Raw genomic sequence first — 16,105 nt, forward strand, 5'->3', positions numbered from 1 at the left:
ATGGCCATCCACAAACGGTCCGCCAGGTACGGCCGGTATGCCGGCGGTCCGGATCCGCTCGCCCCGCCGGTGGACCTCGCCGAGGCGCTGGACGCCGTCGCCGAGGACGTGATGGCAGGCTACTCGCCGCGGCACGCCCTGCAGGAATTCCTGCGCCGGGGCGGCCGGAACCGCGACGGTTTGGATGACCTCGCACGGCGAGTCCAGCAGCGGCGGCGCGACCTGCTGGGCCAGCACCGGCTGGACGGCACCCTGGACGAAGTGAAGAAACTCCTGGACACCGCCGTGCTGGAGGAACGCAAGCAGCTGGCCCGTGATGCCATGATGGACAACACCGACCGTGCCTTCCGGGAAATGCAACTGCAGAGTCTGCCGCCCTCCACGGCCGCGGCCGTGAACGAGCTTGCGTCCTACGACTGGCAGTCGAGTGCGGCACGCGAGGCATACGAACAGATCAAGGACCTGCTGGGCAGGGAAGTCCTTGAGCAGCGGTTCGCCGGGATGAAGCAGGCGCTCGAGAGCGCCACCGATGAAGACCGTGAGGCCGTGGGCGCCATGCTCCGGGACCTGAACGAGCTGCTGGGCAAGCACCGGCGCGGCGAGGACACGGCGGCGGACTTCCAGGAGTTCATGGCCAGGCACGGCCAGTACCTTCCGGAGAACCCCCAGTCGGTGGAGGAGCTGGTGGATGCCCTGGCCCAGCGGGCGGCCGCGGCCCAGCGCCTCCTGCAGTCCATGTCCCCGGAGCAACGTGATGAGCTGATGCGGCTGTCCGCCCAGGCTTTCGGCTCACCCGAACTGATGGCCCAGCTCGGTGAACTAGATGCCGCCCTGCAGGCATTGCGGCCCGGGGAGGACTGGACCGGATCGGAACGGTTCGAAGGGCAGGAAGGCCTGGGGCTGGGCGATGGCACCGGGGTGCTGCAGGACATCGCCGAACTCGACGAACTGTCCGAGCAGCTATCCCAGTCCTACAACGGTTCCCGGCTCGATGACCTGGACCTGGACGCCCTGGCCCGGCAGCTGGGGGAGAAAGCCGCTGTGAGCGCGCGTACCCTGGCGGAGATCGAACGGGCCATGCAGGACGGCGGCTACCTTCGGCGCGGAGCGGACGGTGACCTTCGGCTGTCCCCGCAGGCCATGCGCCGGCTGGGCAAGTCGCTGCTGCGCGACGCTGCCAGGCAGCTGTCCGGACGGCAGGGCAGCCGCGATACCAGGATGGCGGGGGCGGCTGGCGAACTGACCGGGTCCAGCAGGCAGTGGGAGTTCGGCGACGCCGAACCATGGGACGTCACGCGCACCATGACCAACGCCATCCGGAGGACCATGGCCGACGGCGGCGACCCGGGCCGCCGACTGCGCCTCGCCGTTGATGACATCGAGGTAGCGGAGACGGAGGCCAGGACCCAGGCCGCAGTTGCCCTCCTGGTGGACGTCTCCTTTTCCATGGCTGCAGAAGGGCGGTGGGTTCCCATGAAGCGGACGGCGCTGGCACTGCACCACCTGGTCTCCACCCGCTTCCGCGGCGACCGCCTGGAGCTCATCACCTTCGGCCGCTACGCGCAGTCCATGGACATCGGCGAGCTGACGGCCCTGCCGGCCTTCCGCGAACAGGGAACCAACCTCCACCACGGGCTGCTGCTGGCCGGGCGCTTCTTCCGCCGGCACCCGTCCATGCAGCCGGTACTGCTGGTGGTCACGGACGGCGAGCCGACGGCGCACCTCCTGCCTGACGGGGACTCCTGGTTCAACTGGCCGCCGGACGCAGAGACCATCCGGGCAACGGTTGCCGAGCTGGACCGCCTTGGCCGCGCCGGCGTGCAGGCCACCTTCTTCCGGCTTGGCAGCGACCCCGGCCTGGAGCGGTTTATCCAGCGGATGGCGCGGCGTGTGGAGGGCAGGGTTGTAGCCCCGGAGGTGGGTGACCTTGGTGCGGCGGTGGTGGGGGAGTACCTGCGCGCCCACGTCCGCAGCTTCTATGGCGGCGCCGGCTGGGAGCTTTAGCCTGTTCCGTCCAGCCCGGCCTGCGAGATGAGTTCGGTCAGCCAGGGTCGGTGTTCGCGGTGGAACGTCAGGCCCGCTGGCAGGCCCTGCACCGCGGCCTCGCTGCCGGTGATGTCGATGGTGATGCGGCCGCCGGCCAGTGGTGCGTTGGTGATGTGCAGGTCCCCATAGGACTGGGGCAGGGCCGGGTCCATCCAGAAACCACCACGGGAGACGTGGGCGTCGTACCGCATCAGGGAGGTGATCAGCATGATCGGCGTGGTGGCCGACCAGGCCTGCGGGGAACATGCCGTGGGGTACGGCACCGGCTCGGCCACCTGCTCCCGGCTGAAGCCGCAGAACAGTTCCGGAAGCCGGCCCCCGGAAAAGTCCGCCGCCTCAAGCAAGGCGGTGGCAATGCGCTGGGCTTCATCGACGAATCCGTACCGCATGAGTCCCGCCGCGATAATGGCGTTGTCGTGCGGCCACACGGAACCGTTGTGATAGCTGGCCGGGTTGTAGGCGCCCATATTGGAGGCGAGGGTCCGGACACCCCAGCCGCTGAACATGTCCGGAGACATCAGCCGTTCAGCCACCAGCGGCACCTTGTCGTCGTCGACGATGCCATGCCACAGGCACTGCCCCATATTCGAGGCGCAGGCGTCAACCGGCCGCTTGTCGCCGTCCAGGGCAACGGCAAAGTAGCCGCGGTCCGGCAGCCAGAATCTTTCGTTGAACCTTTCCTTCAACTGTGCCGCCTCGGCGGTGAGCCGGGTTGCCAGGGGCGCGTCCCCGGCGTCGTATGCCATCCATGCCCGGGATAGAAGCGCCGAGTAGACGAGCGCCTGCACCTCGCACAGCGCGATGGGCGGTTCGGCGATGGTTCCATCCGCAAAATTGATCCCGTCCCAGGAGTCCTTCCACCCCTGGTTGAGAAGGCCCTGGTCATTGAGGCGCTGGTACTCAACGAACCCGTCGCCGTCCTTGTCGCCGTAGGTCCTGACCCAGTCCAGGGCGCGGTCGGCGTTGGGCAGGAGGGCGGCGATGGTGTCCCTGCCGAAACCCCAGCGGCTCACCGAGGCGAGGGTCATGACGAACTGCGGGGTAGCATCCACGCTGCCGTAATAGACGGATTTGCCGCCAAGCGCCAGCCCCGACGACACCCCCAGCCGGACTTCATGCAGGATCTTGCCGGGTTCCTCCTCGCTCATCGGGTCCACAACCGTTCCCTGCCGGTCCGCAAGCGTCTGCAGGGTGCCAAGGGCCAGGGACGGGTCTACGGGGAGGGCCATTTCCGAAGCCCACAGCGAGTCGCGGCCGAACAGGGTCATGAACCAAGGGGCGCCCGCGGCCACGACGATCCGTTCCGGATGCTCAGGATCTTCGATCCGCAGTGCCCCAAGGTCGTCATAGCTGCGCCGCAGCGTCCGTTCAATGGAGCGGTTCGTCATCTGGAGCCTGGGGATTTTGGCGACCCATTCCTGATGCCGCCGGTCACTTGGGGACAGCCCATGCCCCGCCGGGCGCAATATATTGTCCTTCCCTGCTGGTGCCACGCTCAGCTTCGTGGACCACTGGCCGTATCCGGGAATTACGGCATGGTAGGCCAACTCGCCCGCGGAGGCGACGGCGCCGCGTCCCCTGACCAGGACGGCCTTCCGCAAGTCCTGCCAGGACGCACTGATGATCAGCGAATCGCCGTCGGCTCCGCGGGTGACGTCCCAGCGCCGCTGGACCCTCGCCTCCTTCACCTCGAACAGGTCGGCAAAGTCCGAGTCGACACCGACCGAGATGCTGCAGGCGACGGGCACGCCCGAGTAGTTGCGGATGGTGATTTCCTCAACCACTCCGGCCGCCACTTCACGCAGGCGCTCCACGATCAATGGGCTGTCCGCGTACCCGTCGGCCCGGGGAACGCGGCCGATGAACAGTGCCCGGTAGGGTTCCTTCGTCTCTGCCGTCAGCGGTTCGAGCGGGGAGCCGTTCACCCTCATGCTCCATTCCGAAAGGATGCGGGTGTCCTCATGGAAGACGCCGTGGGGCAGTTCCGTATGGATATCCCCGTTGGCCGCGGAGATGCAAAAACATGAGCCCTCCACCAAGGTTACGGTTCCCGCCCCCACCGGCCCCGCCGCTGTGTCTGCATTCCACCCAGCCATGTCCACTCCTTTGACGGCTGCGATGCTTCCGGCGGGATAGACGCTACGCCTTGGGAAGGTCTGGTGAAAGGGGCGGAGCCCTTGTACGTCCGACCGGGCAGGCATAGCATGGCCGGCACATCCACGCCGATCAGTCCGAGGAGCCGGCCATGGGCGCCACACCAGCAGAACCGTCAGCAGCGACCCTGATGGTGGACCTGATCATCACCCTGGATGGTTGTGCCTCTGGTGAGGGCTGGCCCGGCTGGTGGGGTCTGGAGGGGCCGGAGTACCTGGCGTGGCTGCAACAAGAGGCGGGTCAAGAGCGTACTTATTTGATGGGGGCCAAGACCTACCGCCTCATGTCGGGGATGTCGAATGATGCCGCGGCCGCGGGTACGGAATACGGGGCGGATGAACGTGCATCGCTGACCGGTCTCGCCTCCGTGCCCAAGGTGGTCTTCTCTGCGACGTTGACGGCACCGCTGACATGGCCGAACTCCCAACTCGTGGCCGGGGACGCCGTCGAGGCCGTCAGGCAGCTGAAACAGGGACATGCCGGGCTGTTGAGCACCCTGGGCAGCCTCAGCCTCTGCCGCTCCCTGGTGGCTGCGGACCTTGTGGATCGGTTCCGGCTGGTGGTCTTCCCGCTGATCACCGGGCGCACCGGGAGCGAGAGGATTTTCGATGGCTATCCGGACGTTGCACTTGAGATGGTGGACAGCAGGACATTGGACGGACGGCTTCAGTTGCTCGAATACATTCCACACCCCATCGCATGAACTCCTTGGAAGGGTTACGAAAGGAAACGGCAAAAGCTTGAAGGTTGAACTAAAGGCAGTTACGATTACTTTAATCTTCAACTATTTTCTGTAGAATGTCGAGGCCCCCATGAGCACAGTCGCCCATTCCGTACCCTTGTCGGCGGGCCTGCCGGCGGCCACCATCCGCACGAAAGTCAGCGTTCCCCTGCGCTTCCCCGACGGCTACGGCGCCTCCGCCGACGTCATGACGTTCCACGGACTGGCTGATGGCGGGGAACACCTCCTGCTGGCCCTGGGCGGGTGGGAACAGGCGCTGCTCGATGGCGGGAATGCGCCGCTGGTCCGGCTGCACAGCGAATGCATGACAGGTGATGTCTTTGGCAGCGAGCGCTGCGACTGCGGACCGCAGCTCCGGGAGGCAGTCGAAAGCATTGCCTCCACCGGCGGCTTCCTCCTCTACCTCCGGCAGGAAGGCCGGGGCATCGGCCTGTACTCCAAGCTGGATGCCTACGCGCTGCAGGACCAGGGCCTGGACACCTACGATGCGAACCTCGCTTTGGGCCATGGCGAGGATGAGCGCGACTACACGGCGGCGGCCCAGATGCTCAACACCCTGGGTGCCACCTCGGTGCGCCTGCTCAGCAACAACCCGGACAAGGCCAACCAGCTGGTGGAACTGGGAATTGGCATCCAGGAACAGGTTCCCACTGGCGTCCACCTGTCGGACGCCAACTCCCGCTACCTTGCCGCCAAGCGCGACCGCACCGGCCATACGCTGGAACTTGGCAGGGCCGCCGTCGAGCGTCCCCTGCAGCCCGCCGCCGGGCCCGTGGCGGGCCGCCTTGACATGCCCGCCAGGGCCGCCGCCCTGGTTCCGGGACTGCGTGCCCGGGCGGAAGGCACCGAGCGGCTCCGCCGGCTGCCGGAGTCGACAGTGCAGGAGCTGCAGGAGGCTGGCGTCTTCCGCATCCTCGCACCCGCCGCCGTGGGCGGGTATGGGCTGGGCGCACAAACCTATGCGGAAGTTGTCAGGGTCCTTGCCAGGGGGTGCGCCTCCACGGCCTGGACTGCCGGCCACCTCGCCGAACACGCCTGGATGCTGGCCCGGTGGCCCCGTGCGGTGCAGGAAGAAGTCTTTGGGGACGGCCAGGTCCCCCTCGCCGCCGCGACGAGCGCGCCCGTGGGCCTGGCTCGGAAGGTATCGGGCGGCTACTCCATTTCGGGCCACTGGACTTTTGCCTCGGGTGTGATGCACTCGCAGTGGGCCCTGCTGGCCGTGCAGCTCGACGGTGCCCGGCTGCAGGCGCTGGTTCCGGTGGCCGACCTTGACCTGCTGGACGCCTGGCATACCGACGGGCTGCGGGGAACGGGCAGCAATGACCTCCGTGCCGACGAACTCTTCGTTCCGGACTACCGCGTGGCGGACTGGGCACTGCTCAGCAGCCCGGAGAACCCCGGCAGCCTGATCCACCAGGACCCGCTCATCCACGCACCCATGGCCACGCTGCTGAATCTCGTGGCCCCCGCCGCAGCGCTGGGCTCCGCCGAGTACGCCGTTGAACTTTTCCGGGAGCAGCTGCTGGTGCCAAGGCAAAAGAACGGCGTCGAAACACGGCAGGCGGATTCGTCCCTTGCCCAGGCGCGCTATGCCAGGGCGAGCGGGGCTTTGGCTGCGGCGCAGCTGCAGTGGCGGGCAGCCCTGGCTACGCTGCCCCCGGAGGGACAGGAGGGTCCCGCATTAACTGCGGAGCAGCACGCGTCGTTCCGGCTCTCGCTCGCCCTCAGCGCCGAGGCCTCACAGGAAGCGGTCCGGCTGGTGGTGGGCGGCTCAGGGGGCAGCGCGCACCGGCTTTCACACCCGCTGCAGCGCATCCAGCGGGACATTGGGGTGCTCTTGAACCACCCCACGCTGGGCTTTGACACCGTCCTGGAACAGTCGGGACGGGGCCTGCTGGGGCTGGGATTCAGCACGCAGTCCTTCTAGCCGCCACGGCGGGAGTCGCGGCTCCTGCGCTGCGGACCGATTCCGTGTGAGGATCGAGGTATGCCCCAGCGCCTCATGCTGCTCGACACTGCCTCCCTGTACTTCCGCGCCTTCTACGGGCTGCCGGACACCATCCGCCGCCCTGACGGGACGCCGGTCAACGCCGTCCGCGGGTTGCTGGACATGATCGCGCGGCTCAGCACGGACTACCAGGCCTCGCATCTCGTGGCCTGTTGGGACGACGACTGGCGGCCGAAATGGCGGGTGGACCTGGTCCCCACCTACAAAGCGCACCGGGTGGCCCGGGCCGTGCCCGGCGGCACGGACATCGAAGTGGTGCCTGAAGGCCTGGAAGCGCAGCTGCCCATGATCCGCCGGGTACTGGAGCTGGCCGGCATCGCCATTGTGGGCGCGGCCGAACACGAGGCCGACGACGTCGTGGGCACCTACGCCAGCCAGGCCAGCCTGCCGGTGGACGTCGTCACGGGCGACCGGGATCTCTTCCAGGTGTGCGACGACGCCCGTGAGGTAAGGGTGATCTACACGGCCCGCGGCATGAAGAACCTCGAGGTCATCATGGAAGAGACCGTGGTGGCCAAGTACAAAGTCCTCCCGCAGCAGTACGCGGACTATGCCACGCTGCGCGGCGATGCCTCCGACGGCTTGCCCGGCGTGGCCGGGATCGGTGAGAAGACGGCCGCGTCACTGCTGCTCAAGTACGGCACCCTGGAACGGCTGCTGGAGGCGGCGGAAGCGGACGACGGCGGGGTGTCCGGTCCCGTCCGGGCCAAACTTTCCGCCGCAGGGGCCTACCTCGAAGCAGCCCCCGCCGTCGTCCGCCTGGTGCGGGACCTCAAGCTGCCCACCCTTGAAGAGGCAGGTGCGCTGCTGCAGCCGGTGACCGGTGACCGGCGCTCCGAACTCGAGCAACTGGCCATCGACTGGAACCTGGGCGGTTCTGTCCGGCGGCTCCTCACTGCACTGGACCAGCGGGCGTAGCCCGTTTTCCGGCGGGACGCCGATGACGCCGGATGTCCGGGCGTGACCTCTCGTTGCGGTACTGGTCGGCGTGTTTCGGAAGGCTTGGGCGGCCCGGGTTGGTGATGGTTTGGTGGGGTAACGATCCAGACGAGAGGGCCTTCCATGACAGTCACATCAGATCTTGCTCCCCGCCGGCTTCGGGATATCTTCGGGACTTTCGCCAGCGGCCTCACCGTGGTCACCGGTTCCACTCCTGACGGGCCGGCCGGCTTCACCTGCCAGTCTTTTGCCGCACTGTCGCTGGACCCTGCGCTCGTCACATTCAGCCCGTCCCGCACGTCAACCACCTGGCCCGGGCTGCGGAGGGCCGCTTCCTTCACCATCAACATCCTCCCCGCGGAACACCAGCACCTCGCGGGACAGTTCGCCCGCTCCGGGGCGGACAAATTTGCCGGAGTGGGACACTCGCCCTCTCCGCTGGGCAATCCGGTGCTGGACAATGCACTTGCCTGGATCGACTGCGACCTGCACGCAGAGTATGACGGCGGGGACCACACCATCGTGGTGGCGGCCGTGCGGCACCTCCATGCCCGCCAGGACGCCCAACCGCTGCTGTTTTTCAAGGGCGCGTATGCCGGGCTCGAGCCGTCCGGCCGCCTGCTCGAAGCCGCAGGCTGACGCCGGTTCCGCAACCACGCCCTTGCGCCCGGCCCGCTGGGTAGTAAGCTTACTGAGCAATACTAGTAAGCTTGCTGACAAAAGGGGATGGGAGCAGGAGCCATGGGCGCAATTTTCGGTACGGCCCTGTCACTGATGCTGACAGTGGGCGGGGCGGCGGTGGCCGCACTGGACGGCCCGGGAGCGGCCCGGCACTACCTCACCGGCCATGTACTGCTCGGAGTCGGGATAGGCCTGCTGATCGCCACCGCCATCCGGTTGGCCGCCCGTGTCCTGCTGGCACGGCCCACGGCTGCACGCGTGACCACGGCGCCGGTACAGCCCGTTGACGCGCCTCCCGTCACGGTCCTGCCCGTACGGGCCGCACCTGCCGTACCGCTGCGGGGCAGGCATGCCGCCTGAACTGAAGCCGGCGGGGCCCGCGACGGCTGGAGCGTCCACTCCCGCACCCCGCCGCCGCCGGGTCCGCGCCCTGCTGGTCCTCTGCTGTGTCGGGGTCGCGTTCGCCCTCGTCGCAGGAGCGGCAGGAGTCCAGTCCGGCGCTACGGACAGCAGCGTGCTGCGCGGATTCCAGATCCGCGTGCTGAGCATCAGCCAGGCAGCAGCGGAAAACAGGATGGACGGCGCGCTCGCCGCCTTGCAGGCACTTGAGAAGGACCTCGGCGAAGCCGCCTCTGCAGGCCGGATATCGGCTGACCGCTACCGTGGCATCGAGGATGCCCTATCGGCCGTCCGGGCTGACATTGCCACGCAGGTCGCGGCGGCGGCCACGGCGCCGGCCGCGTTGGCGGAGGACACCTCCGTGGATCCGGCGCCGGCAGACGGCGCCCAGGTTGCGGCCGCCGTGGAGCCGGTGGTTCCGGCCGCCGCTCCGGCACCCGCACCTGCCAAGGACGCGCCGGGCGCACAGCGATCGGACACCGCTAAGGAAGCCAGGGGCAAGGCCAAGGGGCAGGGCAAACCCTGACCCGGGCGGAAGACCCGTTCCCCGGCAAGGCAGAATGGACGGATGAGTCCTCCTGACGGCAACTCCGCCGCCGGTGCCTTCGAACTCGCCGCCATCGGTGCCGGGCTGGCTTTCGAAGCCTCCCTGCCGGCAGTCCAGCAGGCCGTGGCGGGGGGCGTTGTCGTTGTCCAGGCCCCTCCAGGTACCGGCAAGACCACGCTGGTCCCGCCGCTGCTCGCAAACCTGCACGCCCGCAGCGGCCGCGTCATCGTCACGCAGCCGCGGCGCCTGGCCGCCAGGTCCGCCGCCCGCCGCCTCGCCGCCCTTGACGGAACAGGCCTGGGCGGCCGCGTTGGCTACACGGTCCGCGGGGAACGCCAGGCCGGCCCTGGCACCCTGGTTGAATTCGTCACCCCCGGCATCCTGCTGCGCCGCCTGCTGGCGGACCCGGGCCTTGACGGGACGGCCGCCGTCGTCCTGGACGAGGTACACGAGCGCGGCCTTGAAACCGACCTGCTGGCCGGCATGCTGGCGGAGGTCCGCGCGCTGCGCGGCGACCTCACGCTGGTTGCCATGTCCGCGACACTGGATGCAACCCGGTTCGCAGCGCTTCTTGGGGATGCCGACGGCGGCGGGCCGGCGCCCGTCGTCGGCTGCCCGGCGGTCAATTATCCACTGGACGTCCAGTGGCTCCCGGCCCCGGGCGCCCGGCTGGACGCCAGGGGAGTGACGCCCGCCTTCCTTGACCATGTGGCCGCGGCCGCGGCGGACGCCCACGCCCTTGCCCTCGCAGCCGACAGCGGCGTGGACGCACTCGTGTTCCTGCCGGGCGCCAGGGAGGTCTCCCGCGTGGCCACGTCCCTCCGCGGCCGGCTGGGCAGTGGCGTGGACGTGCTGGAACTGCACGGCCAGGTGGCGGCCGCGGAACAGGACCGGGCCGTTTCGGGCCGGGGTACCGGGGATCCCCCACGAATTATCGTCTCCACCGATCTCGCCGAATCGTCCTTGACGGTCCCCGGCGTCCGGCTTGTGGTGGACTCCGGGCTGGCACGTGAACCTCGGCGGGACTCAGGCCGCGGCATGAGCGGGCTGGTCACGGTCTCGTGCTCCCGGGCGTCCGCAGACCAGAGAGCGGGGCGGGCCGCACGGCAGGGCCCGGGCCGGGTGGTCCGCTGCTACTCGCAGCAGGCCTATGGGGCAGCCCCCGCCCACGTCACACCGGAAATCAATGTGGCAGACCTGGCCGGCGCCGCACTCACCCTGGCCTGCTGGGGTGCACTGCGGGGGAAGGGCCTGGCACTGCCCGACGTTCCGCCCCGCTTGGCCATGGACGACGCCGTCGAAGTTCTCCGGGAGCTCGGCGCGGTGACCGGAGACGGACAGGTAACGGCCGCCGGCCGGGTCTTGGCCACCATCCCCGCCGATCCACGGCTGGCCAGGGCATTGCTCGACGGCGGCACCTCCACCGGACACCGGCTCGCCGGTGAAGTGGTGGCTGCGCTCACCGGGGATTACCGGGCGCCGGCCGCCGACCTGCCCCGGCTGCTGACCCAGCTCCGTGCGGACAAAGGCCCGTCCGGGCGACGGTGGGCGGAGGAATCCCGGCGGCTCGCTGCCATCGCGCGGCGGCAGGAGACGGGTTCCCGGGCCCTTCCGGCCACTGCCGACGGCCCCGAAGCTGTGGGCGTTGTTGTTGCCCTTGCCTTCCCGGACCGCGTGGCCCGCCGCGTGCCGGGCGGTGGGGACGCGGGGCAGTACCTGTTGACGTCCGGCACCCGGGCCGGCCTGCCCGCGGGCAGCACTCTTGCAGGCCACGAATGGCTCGCAGTGGCCGAAGTGGCCCGGGCCGCGGGCCGGGACGCGGCAGGCACGGGCGCTGTGATCCGTGCTGCCGGACCCCTGACGGCCGCCATGGCTGAGACGGCGGCCTCGCACCTGCTGGCCGACACGGTGGAAGCCGAGTTCGTGGCGGGCCGGCTAAGCGCGCGCAGGATCAGGCGGCTGGGCTCCATTGTCCTTTCCACGACACCGGTGCGCCCCACCGCCGGACAAGGAAGGAAGGCCGTGGCGGCCGCGCTTGAGTCCGATGGGCTCGCGGCCCTGGACTGGTCGGCGGCGGCGGCCTCGCTGCGGCGCAGGCTTGCCTTCCTGCACAGGCAGGCGGGAGGGCCCTGGCCGGACGTGTCTGACAGGGCCCTGCTGGACAGGCTGGACGAGTGGCTGGGGCCGGAACTGGAGGACCTTGCCGCGGGAAAGCCGGTGGGCGCAATTGACCTGGCGCACCCCTTGCGCCGCCTGGTGCCCTGGCCGGAAGCTGCCAAGCTGGATGTTCTCGCCCCCGAAAACCTTGAGGTCCCCAGCGGCTCCCGGATCCGGATCGACTATCCGGAACCGGGCGACACCGGCGCCGCGCCTGTCGTCGCGGTGAAGCTGCAGGAGTGTTTCGGGCTGGCCGAATCACCGCGGCTGGTGGACGGACGTGTCCCGGTCCTGTTCCATTTGCTTTCCCCGGCCCGCCGGCCGCTCGCGGTAACGGATGACCTGACCTCTTTCTGGTCCGGTCCCTACGGCCAGGTCCGTGCCGAAATGCGGGGCCGCTACCCCAAGCACCCATGGCCGGAAGACCCGTGGACGGCCCTTGCCACTGCGCGCACCAAGCAGCGCAAGTGACCGTGCCCGGCCGCGCTACTGCTGCTCGGGGATCCAGGAAGGCGCCTCAACACCGGCGCCGGTCAGGTTGTCGCAGCGCACCAACTGCGAACCGATCCGTTCCAACGGGCACGGCACAAAGCTCGGGCCGGGGGCCTCGTCCGGGAATCCGGCCGCCGGCGCCGCAGTGGCCAGCGCGGCCAGGCAAAGAAGGACCGCAATGCCCGCAGGGCGTCGTGGTGAACGGAGTGTGGCAGTCATGGTCCGGCCTCCTTGGCTGATGTGATGGACTGACACCCACACTCTCCGCTGCGCTCCGGCCCCCCACATCCGGTAGGTACCCTCAAAAGGGGGAACCCTAGTCCTTATTTTTGTGGCAACCTTCCCTGTACCGGGTGGCAAAGGTGATGGGAAGCTGTGAAGGTGGCCAGCGAACGCACCGGTGGCCCCGCGCTGGTGGGGCGCGACGTGGAGCTTGCGGCGCTCACGGAGATGGTGGGCGCCGTCCGGAGCGGGAGTGCGCGGACCGCCATCGTTGCCGGTGATGCCGGAGTGGGCAAGACGGCCCTGGTCCAGGCGGTGGGGGCTGCCGCGGAGCCCGGAGTGTTGGTGCTCAGGGGCGCGGCCCTGCCACTGGCCGGGGTGGCGGTACCGTACGTCGGGCTGCGCTCCGCCCTGCGTTCGGCGCCTGCCGACGCGTCCGCGCTCCCTCTGTCCCATGCATTGGATGGCGGGGATGCCGGGAACGTGCCGCTGCTGGTGGACGACTGGTTGACCTCGGTCAGTGCCACCTCTCCGGTCCTCTTGGTTATCGACGACCTGCAATGGGTCGACCGGAACACGCTGGACGTCATGATGTACCTCATGGCCGGACCGTCAGGGCGGAGGTTGGGCATCATCTCCACCCTGCGCTCCGGCGGACTCGCTGAAAACCACCCACTGCTTACGTGGCTTGCCGACATCCGGCGGCTGCCGTCGGTCCGCATGATCAACCTCGGCCCGCTGGACAGGCCTGCCACCGAATCCCAGATAGCCGGACTGCTGGGGGCGCCCCCGCCGCAGTCGCTCGTGACGGACGTATACGCGCGGACCGCCGGGAACCCCTACTTCACCCGCCTGCTGGTGGACGGGCTGCCAGCAGGCGCGGCGCTGCTTCCCCCAGGCCTGCACGGCGACCTCAAACAGGCCGTCCTCCGGTCCTGGCGCGGCCTGCCCCAGGGTGCCCGCGACCTGACCCGCCTGCTGGCGGTGGCCGGCCGGGCCGTGACGGAACATGAACTATCCGCAGTGGCCGTTGAACAGTGGCCTGACAGTACCAGTGTGGCGTCGTTCCTGAAGGCCGCCTCCGATGCCGGCATTCTCGACCTGGGTCCGGAAGGCACCTACTGGTTCCATCATCCCCTCATCGCCGAGGTCCTGGAGCAGGACGCTTCCGCGGACGAACGGAAGGCCCGGCATGCTGCTTTCGCCGCCATGTACGAGGCCAGGGCCGGGACGGACATCCAGCTGACGGCCGCGATCGCTGACCACTACTACCTGGCCGGCAACAGCAGTGCCGCCTACCGTTGGGCCCTCGCCGCCGGGGACCCCCTTACCGGCTCCGGCTCTGCCGCCGAGCGGCTCCGGATGCTGCAGCGGGCTGCCTCGCTTCACGGCCAGGTAGCCGGCGCGGAAACGACGCAGCGGGAGCTGTGGGAACGGATTCGGGCGGCTGCCTTCGCCTCGGGTGCCTTTGCGGCCGAACTGGAGGCGGTGGATGCGTTACTGGCCGGGCTGGACAGGGCAGCCGAACCCCTGGCGGCCGCAGAACTGCTGGTCCGCCGCGCCCACCTCCGCTATTCCACCGGGCAGGAGTTTTTTGCGCTGGGAAACATCACCGAAGCGGCCCGGTTGTCCCTCGCCGCACCGGAAAGCTGGCAGCACGCTTTCGCGCTGGCCGAACTGGCGCATTCATCCATCTGGAACAGCCTCCCGGGCGGGGCAGCCGCAGCGGCCAGGGCACTGGAGGCCGCACGCCGGACGGGACACCACCGCGCGCTGTCCTACGCGCTGACTGCGGCGGCCATGGTTGAGGTCTTCGCCGACCGGCCGGAGCGCGCGGCCCAGCTTGCCGGCGAGGCCGCCGCGGAAGCCCTCAGGGCCCGCGACTATTGGGGATACGTACACGCCATCCTGTGGCTGGGCAATGCCCGGGAAGCCTGGACCAGCACCCTCTACGCGGACCTCATGCACGCCGGCCGGCTCGAGCTGGCTGAACATGGCGGCCCGCACCCTTACGTGGCCAAGCTCGCGGCCGACGAAGCAGCCAGCTATCTTGCGGCAGGCAACTGGAGGGCCACCCAAACGGCGCTGGGCATTGCCATAAGCCTCGATCCCGGCCCCATGGGCGACGTCAGCGGGCGGCTCACCGCTGCGCGGCTCGCCCTGCTCCAGGGCCGCGGTGGTGAGGCGGCAGCCCACCTGGCGCGGGCTGAAGAAGTCAATACGGACAGCTTCGCGTTCGTGAACCTCAACTTTGCTGCAGTCCGCGCAGAGGTGGAGTCCGCCGTCGGCCAGTTCCGGAAGTCATATGAGGCGGCACTCGCCGGCGCCACCCGTCCCGGACCGGCGCCGACCATGTGCGAGTGGTTGATCCCGTTGGCCGCCCGCGCGCTGGCCGATCTGGCCCAGCAGGCCCGGGACGCCGGAGAACCGCCGGACGGATTCGTTGCCGAGGCCGCACGACTTGAGGAACGTTTCCCCTGCGGGATCTTCGAACCCGGCACGCACACCGAGCTGTACCGGCGCCAGACCACGGCGTTCTCCCTCCTGTACGACGCCGAACTGGGCAGGATCCGGCGGGCACCTGACAACGGCTTGCTGTGGGCGCAGGCCGCCGATGCCTTCAATGCCGGGAACCTGCCCTGGGAGGAAACATACTGCTGCCGGCGCGCCGTCGAGGCGATGCTGCTCCACGGGCAGGCGGTGCGGCAGCGCGCGGCGGCGCTCCTGCGGCGCGGCCTCGCACTGGCCCGTGAACTTCGGGCCGGTCCCGAGCAGGAAACCTTGGAGCACCTGGCGGTGCACGCCCACATTGCCACCGACGCGCCGCCAACCGGTGGCAGCAACCGGGCACGCCTGCCCGGGCTCACGCCGCGCGAACAGGACATCCTCGACTGCGTGGTTGCGGGCAAGACCTACAGCGAAATTGCCACGGCCCTCGTTATCAGCGAAAAAACCGTCAGCTCGCACATTTCGAACATGCTCCGGAAGACCGGTGCAGGCAACCGCGTAGACCTGGCCAGGCTGGCAGGACGGGGCGCGGTCAACTCTGCTCCGCGATGAATTCAGCCACCGGCGCCGCCAGGGACGCGCCCACTTCCTCGGGAGCGCGTTTCCGGCCCGCCACCGCAAATGAGTGGTCTCCGCCCTCTACCCACTGCAGGACGGCGTTCCGGCCGATCCGGGCGACGACATCCTCAAGGATGTCCGGGCTGGCAAACGTGTCCCGCGTTCCCTGCAGGAACAACATGGGCAGCGTAACGCCGTACAAGTGTCCGTCCCGGAGCTTTTCCGGTTTGCCGGGAGCATGCAGGGGATACCCCAGGTACGCAAGCCCGGCAGCGTCCATGCCCTCGGCGACGGCCATGGACGCCATCCGTCCGCCGAACGACTTGCCTGCCCCCCACAGTGGTCCGCCGTCACCGTGGGCATCAGCCTGGGCCCGCGCGGCGGCCATGGAAGCCCGCCAGGCCGCGATCGCCGCCGGCGGCCGGTCAGGGAACTTCCGTCCCGCTTCCCGGTAGGGGAAGTTGAAGCGGAGGGTGGCCAGGCCCAGGCTGTTCAGCGCATCGGTGAAGCCGCGCAGGAACGGGTGCTCCATGCCGGCACCGGCGCCATGGGCCACCACCACAGTGGCCGTGGGATTCGCGGGGCGGGCATAGACGGCGGAGAAGGTGGCGTCGCCCACGGCCACAGTGAGCTGCGTATCGGTTGCTGGCAT

General features: G+C 69.1%; 12 protein-coding genes. 9 read left to right on the forward strand and 3 right to left on the reverse strand.

Annotation, left to right across the window (positions count from 1 at the left end; genetic code table 11):
* The gene (locus ACFVTD_RS15650) at positions 1–2,004 is read left to right on the forward strand and encodes a VWA domain-containing protein (RefSeq protein ID WP_387564645.1); all 2,004 of its coding nucleotides are present in this window, start codon (positions 1–3) and stop codon (positions 2,002–2,004) included.
* Here ACFVTD_RS15650 and ACFVTD_RS15655 read toward each other — a convergent pair.
* Positions 2,001–4,142, reverse strand: coding sequence for a glycogen debranching N-terminal domain-containing protein (locus tag ACFVTD_RS15655; RefSeq protein WP_387564647.1), 2,142 nt, complete (start codon positions 4,140–4,142; stop codon positions 2,001–2,003). The two genes, ACFVTD_RS15650 and ACFVTD_RS15655, sit on opposite strands and share 4 nt — an antisense overlap.
* A 149-nt stretch (positions 4,143–4,291) precedes the next feature.
* Here ACFVTD_RS15655 and ACFVTD_RS15660 point away from each other — a divergent pair, with 149 nt between their 5' ends.
* From ACFVTD_RS15660 to hrpB, 7 genes are all read left to right on the forward strand, one after another.
* Complete coding sequence (locus ACFVTD_RS15660) at positions 4,292–4,903, forward strand: dihydrofolate reductase family protein (protein ID WP_387564649.1); 612 nt, start codon at positions 4,292–4,294, stop codon at positions 4,901–4,903.
* A 109-nt stretch (positions 4,904–5,012) separates the two neighbouring features.
* Positions 5,013–6,869 carry a GTP cyclohydrolase II RibA gene (gene ribA, locus ACFVTD_RS15665; protein WP_387564651.1) on the forward strand — a complete coding sequence of 619 codons (1,857 nt, stop codon included), beginning with the start codon at positions 5,013–5,015 and terminating at the stop codon, positions 6,867–6,869.
* A gap of 60 nt (positions 6,870–6,929) precedes the next feature.
* Positions 6,930–7,868: a 5'-3' exonuclease H3TH domain-containing protein gene (locus ACFVTD_RS15670; RefSeq protein ID WP_387564653.1), complete on the forward strand. Its 939-nt coding sequence runs from the start codon at positions 6,930–6,932 to the stop codon at positions 7,866–7,868.
* Positions 7,869–8,012: 144 nt separating this feature from the next.
* Positions 8,013–8,528, forward strand: coding sequence for a flavin reductase family protein (locus ACFVTD_RS15675; RefSeq protein WP_387564655.1), 516 nt, complete (start codon positions 8,013–8,015; stop codon positions 8,526–8,528).
* 102 nt (positions 8,529–8,630) lie between these two features.
* The gene (locus ACFVTD_RS15680; RefSeq protein ID WP_387564657.1) at positions 8,631–8,930 is read left to right on the forward strand and encodes a hypothetical protein; all 300 of its coding nucleotides are present in this window, start codon (positions 8,631–8,633) and stop codon (positions 8,928–8,930) included.
* On the forward strand, positions 8,920–9,495 hold the full coding sequence (locus ACFVTD_RS15685) for a hypothetical protein (RefSeq protein ID WP_387564659.1): 576 nt from the start codon (positions 8,920–8,922) through the stop codon (positions 9,493–9,495). The genes ACFVTD_RS15680 and ACFVTD_RS15685 overlap by 11 nt, the downstream gene beginning before the upstream one ends.
* Positions 9,496–9,537: 42 nt before the next feature.
* On the forward strand, positions 9,538–12,144 hold the full coding sequence (hrpB, locus tag ACFVTD_RS15690; RefSeq protein WP_387564661.1) for an ATP-dependent helicase HrpB: 2,607 nt from the start codon (positions 9,538–9,540) through the stop codon (positions 12,142–12,144).
* Between the two features lie 15 nt (positions 12,145–12,159).
* On the opposite strand, the gene ACFVTD_RS15695 is transcribed toward hrpB, so the two are convergent.
* A complete protein-coding gene (locus ACFVTD_RS15695; RefSeq protein ID WP_387564663.1) occupies positions 12,160–12,384 on the reverse strand; it encodes a hypothetical protein in 225 nt (74 codons plus the stop codon).
* A 162-nt stretch (positions 12,385–12,546) separates the two neighbouring features.
* On the opposite strand from ACFVTD_RS15695, the gene ACFVTD_RS15700 reads away from it, so the two are divergent.
* Positions 12,547–15,447, forward strand: a complete 2,901-nt coding sequence (locus tag ACFVTD_RS15700) for an AAA family ATPase (protein WP_387564665.1) — start codon at positions 12,547–12,549, stop codon at positions 15,445–15,447.
* On the opposite strand, the gene ACFVTD_RS15705 is transcribed toward ACFVTD_RS15700, so the two are convergent.
* Complete coding sequence (locus tag ACFVTD_RS15705) at positions 15,428–16,105, reverse strand: alpha/beta family hydrolase (RefSeq protein ID WP_387564667.1); 678 nt, start codon at positions 16,103–16,105, stop codon at positions 15,428–15,430. The two genes, ACFVTD_RS15700 and ACFVTD_RS15705, sit on opposite strands and share 20 nt — an antisense overlap.

It is taken from the genome of Pseudarthrobacter sp. NPDC058119 (assembly GCF_042884655.1).
GTDB lineage: Bacteria > Actinomycetota > Actinomycetes > Actinomycetales > Micrococcaceae > Arthrobacter.

What these genes read in the sequence shown, in the direction of transcription:
- ACFVTD_RS15650 (WP_387564645.1), top strand. Translation starts at nt 1, where the DNA reads ATGGCCATCCACAAACGGTCCGCCAGGTACGGCCGGTATGCCGGCGGT.
- ACFVTD_RS15660 (WP_387564649.1), top strand. Translation starts at nt 4,292, where the DNA reads ATGGGCGCCACACCAGCAGAACCGTCAGCAGCGACCCTGATGGTGGAC.
- hrpB (WP_387564661.1), top strand. Translation starts at nt 9,538, where the DNA reads ATGAGTCCTCCTGACGGCAACTCCGCCGCCGGTGCCTTCGAACTCGCC.
- ribA (WP_387564651.1), top strand. Translation starts at nt 5,013, where the DNA reads ATGAGCACAGTCGCCCATTCCGTACCCTTGTCGGCGGGCCTGCCGGCG.
- ACFVTD_RS15655 (WP_387564647.1), bottom strand. Translation starts at nt 4,142, where the DNA reads ATGGCTGGGTGGAATGCAGACACAGCGGCGGGGCCGGTGGGGGCGGGA.
- ACFVTD_RS15695 (WP_387564663.1), bottom strand. Translation starts at nt 12,384, where the DNA reads ATGACTGCCACACTCCGTTCACCACGACGCCCTGCGGGCATTGCGGTC.
- ACFVTD_RS15685 (WP_387564659.1), top strand. Translation starts at nt 8,920, where the DNA reads ATGCCGCCTGAACTGAAGCCGGCGGGGCCCGCGACGGCTGGAGCGTCC.
- ACFVTD_RS15705 (WP_387564667.1), bottom strand. Translation starts at nt 16,105, where the DNA reads ATGCCAGCAACCGATACGCAGCTCACTGTGGCCGTGGGCGACGCCACC.
- ACFVTD_RS15680 (WP_387564657.1), top strand. Translation starts at nt 8,631, where the DNA reads ATGGGCGCAATTTTCGGTACGGCCCTGTCACTGATGCTGACAGTGGGC.
- ACFVTD_RS15675 (WP_387564655.1), top strand. Translation starts at nt 8,013, where the DNA reads ATGACAGTCACATCAGATCTTGCTCCCCGCCGGCTTCGGGATATCTTC.
- ACFVTD_RS15670 (WP_387564653.1), top strand. Translation starts at nt 6,930, where the DNA reads ATGCCCCAGCGCCTCATGCTGCTCGACACTGCCTCCCTGTACTTCCGC.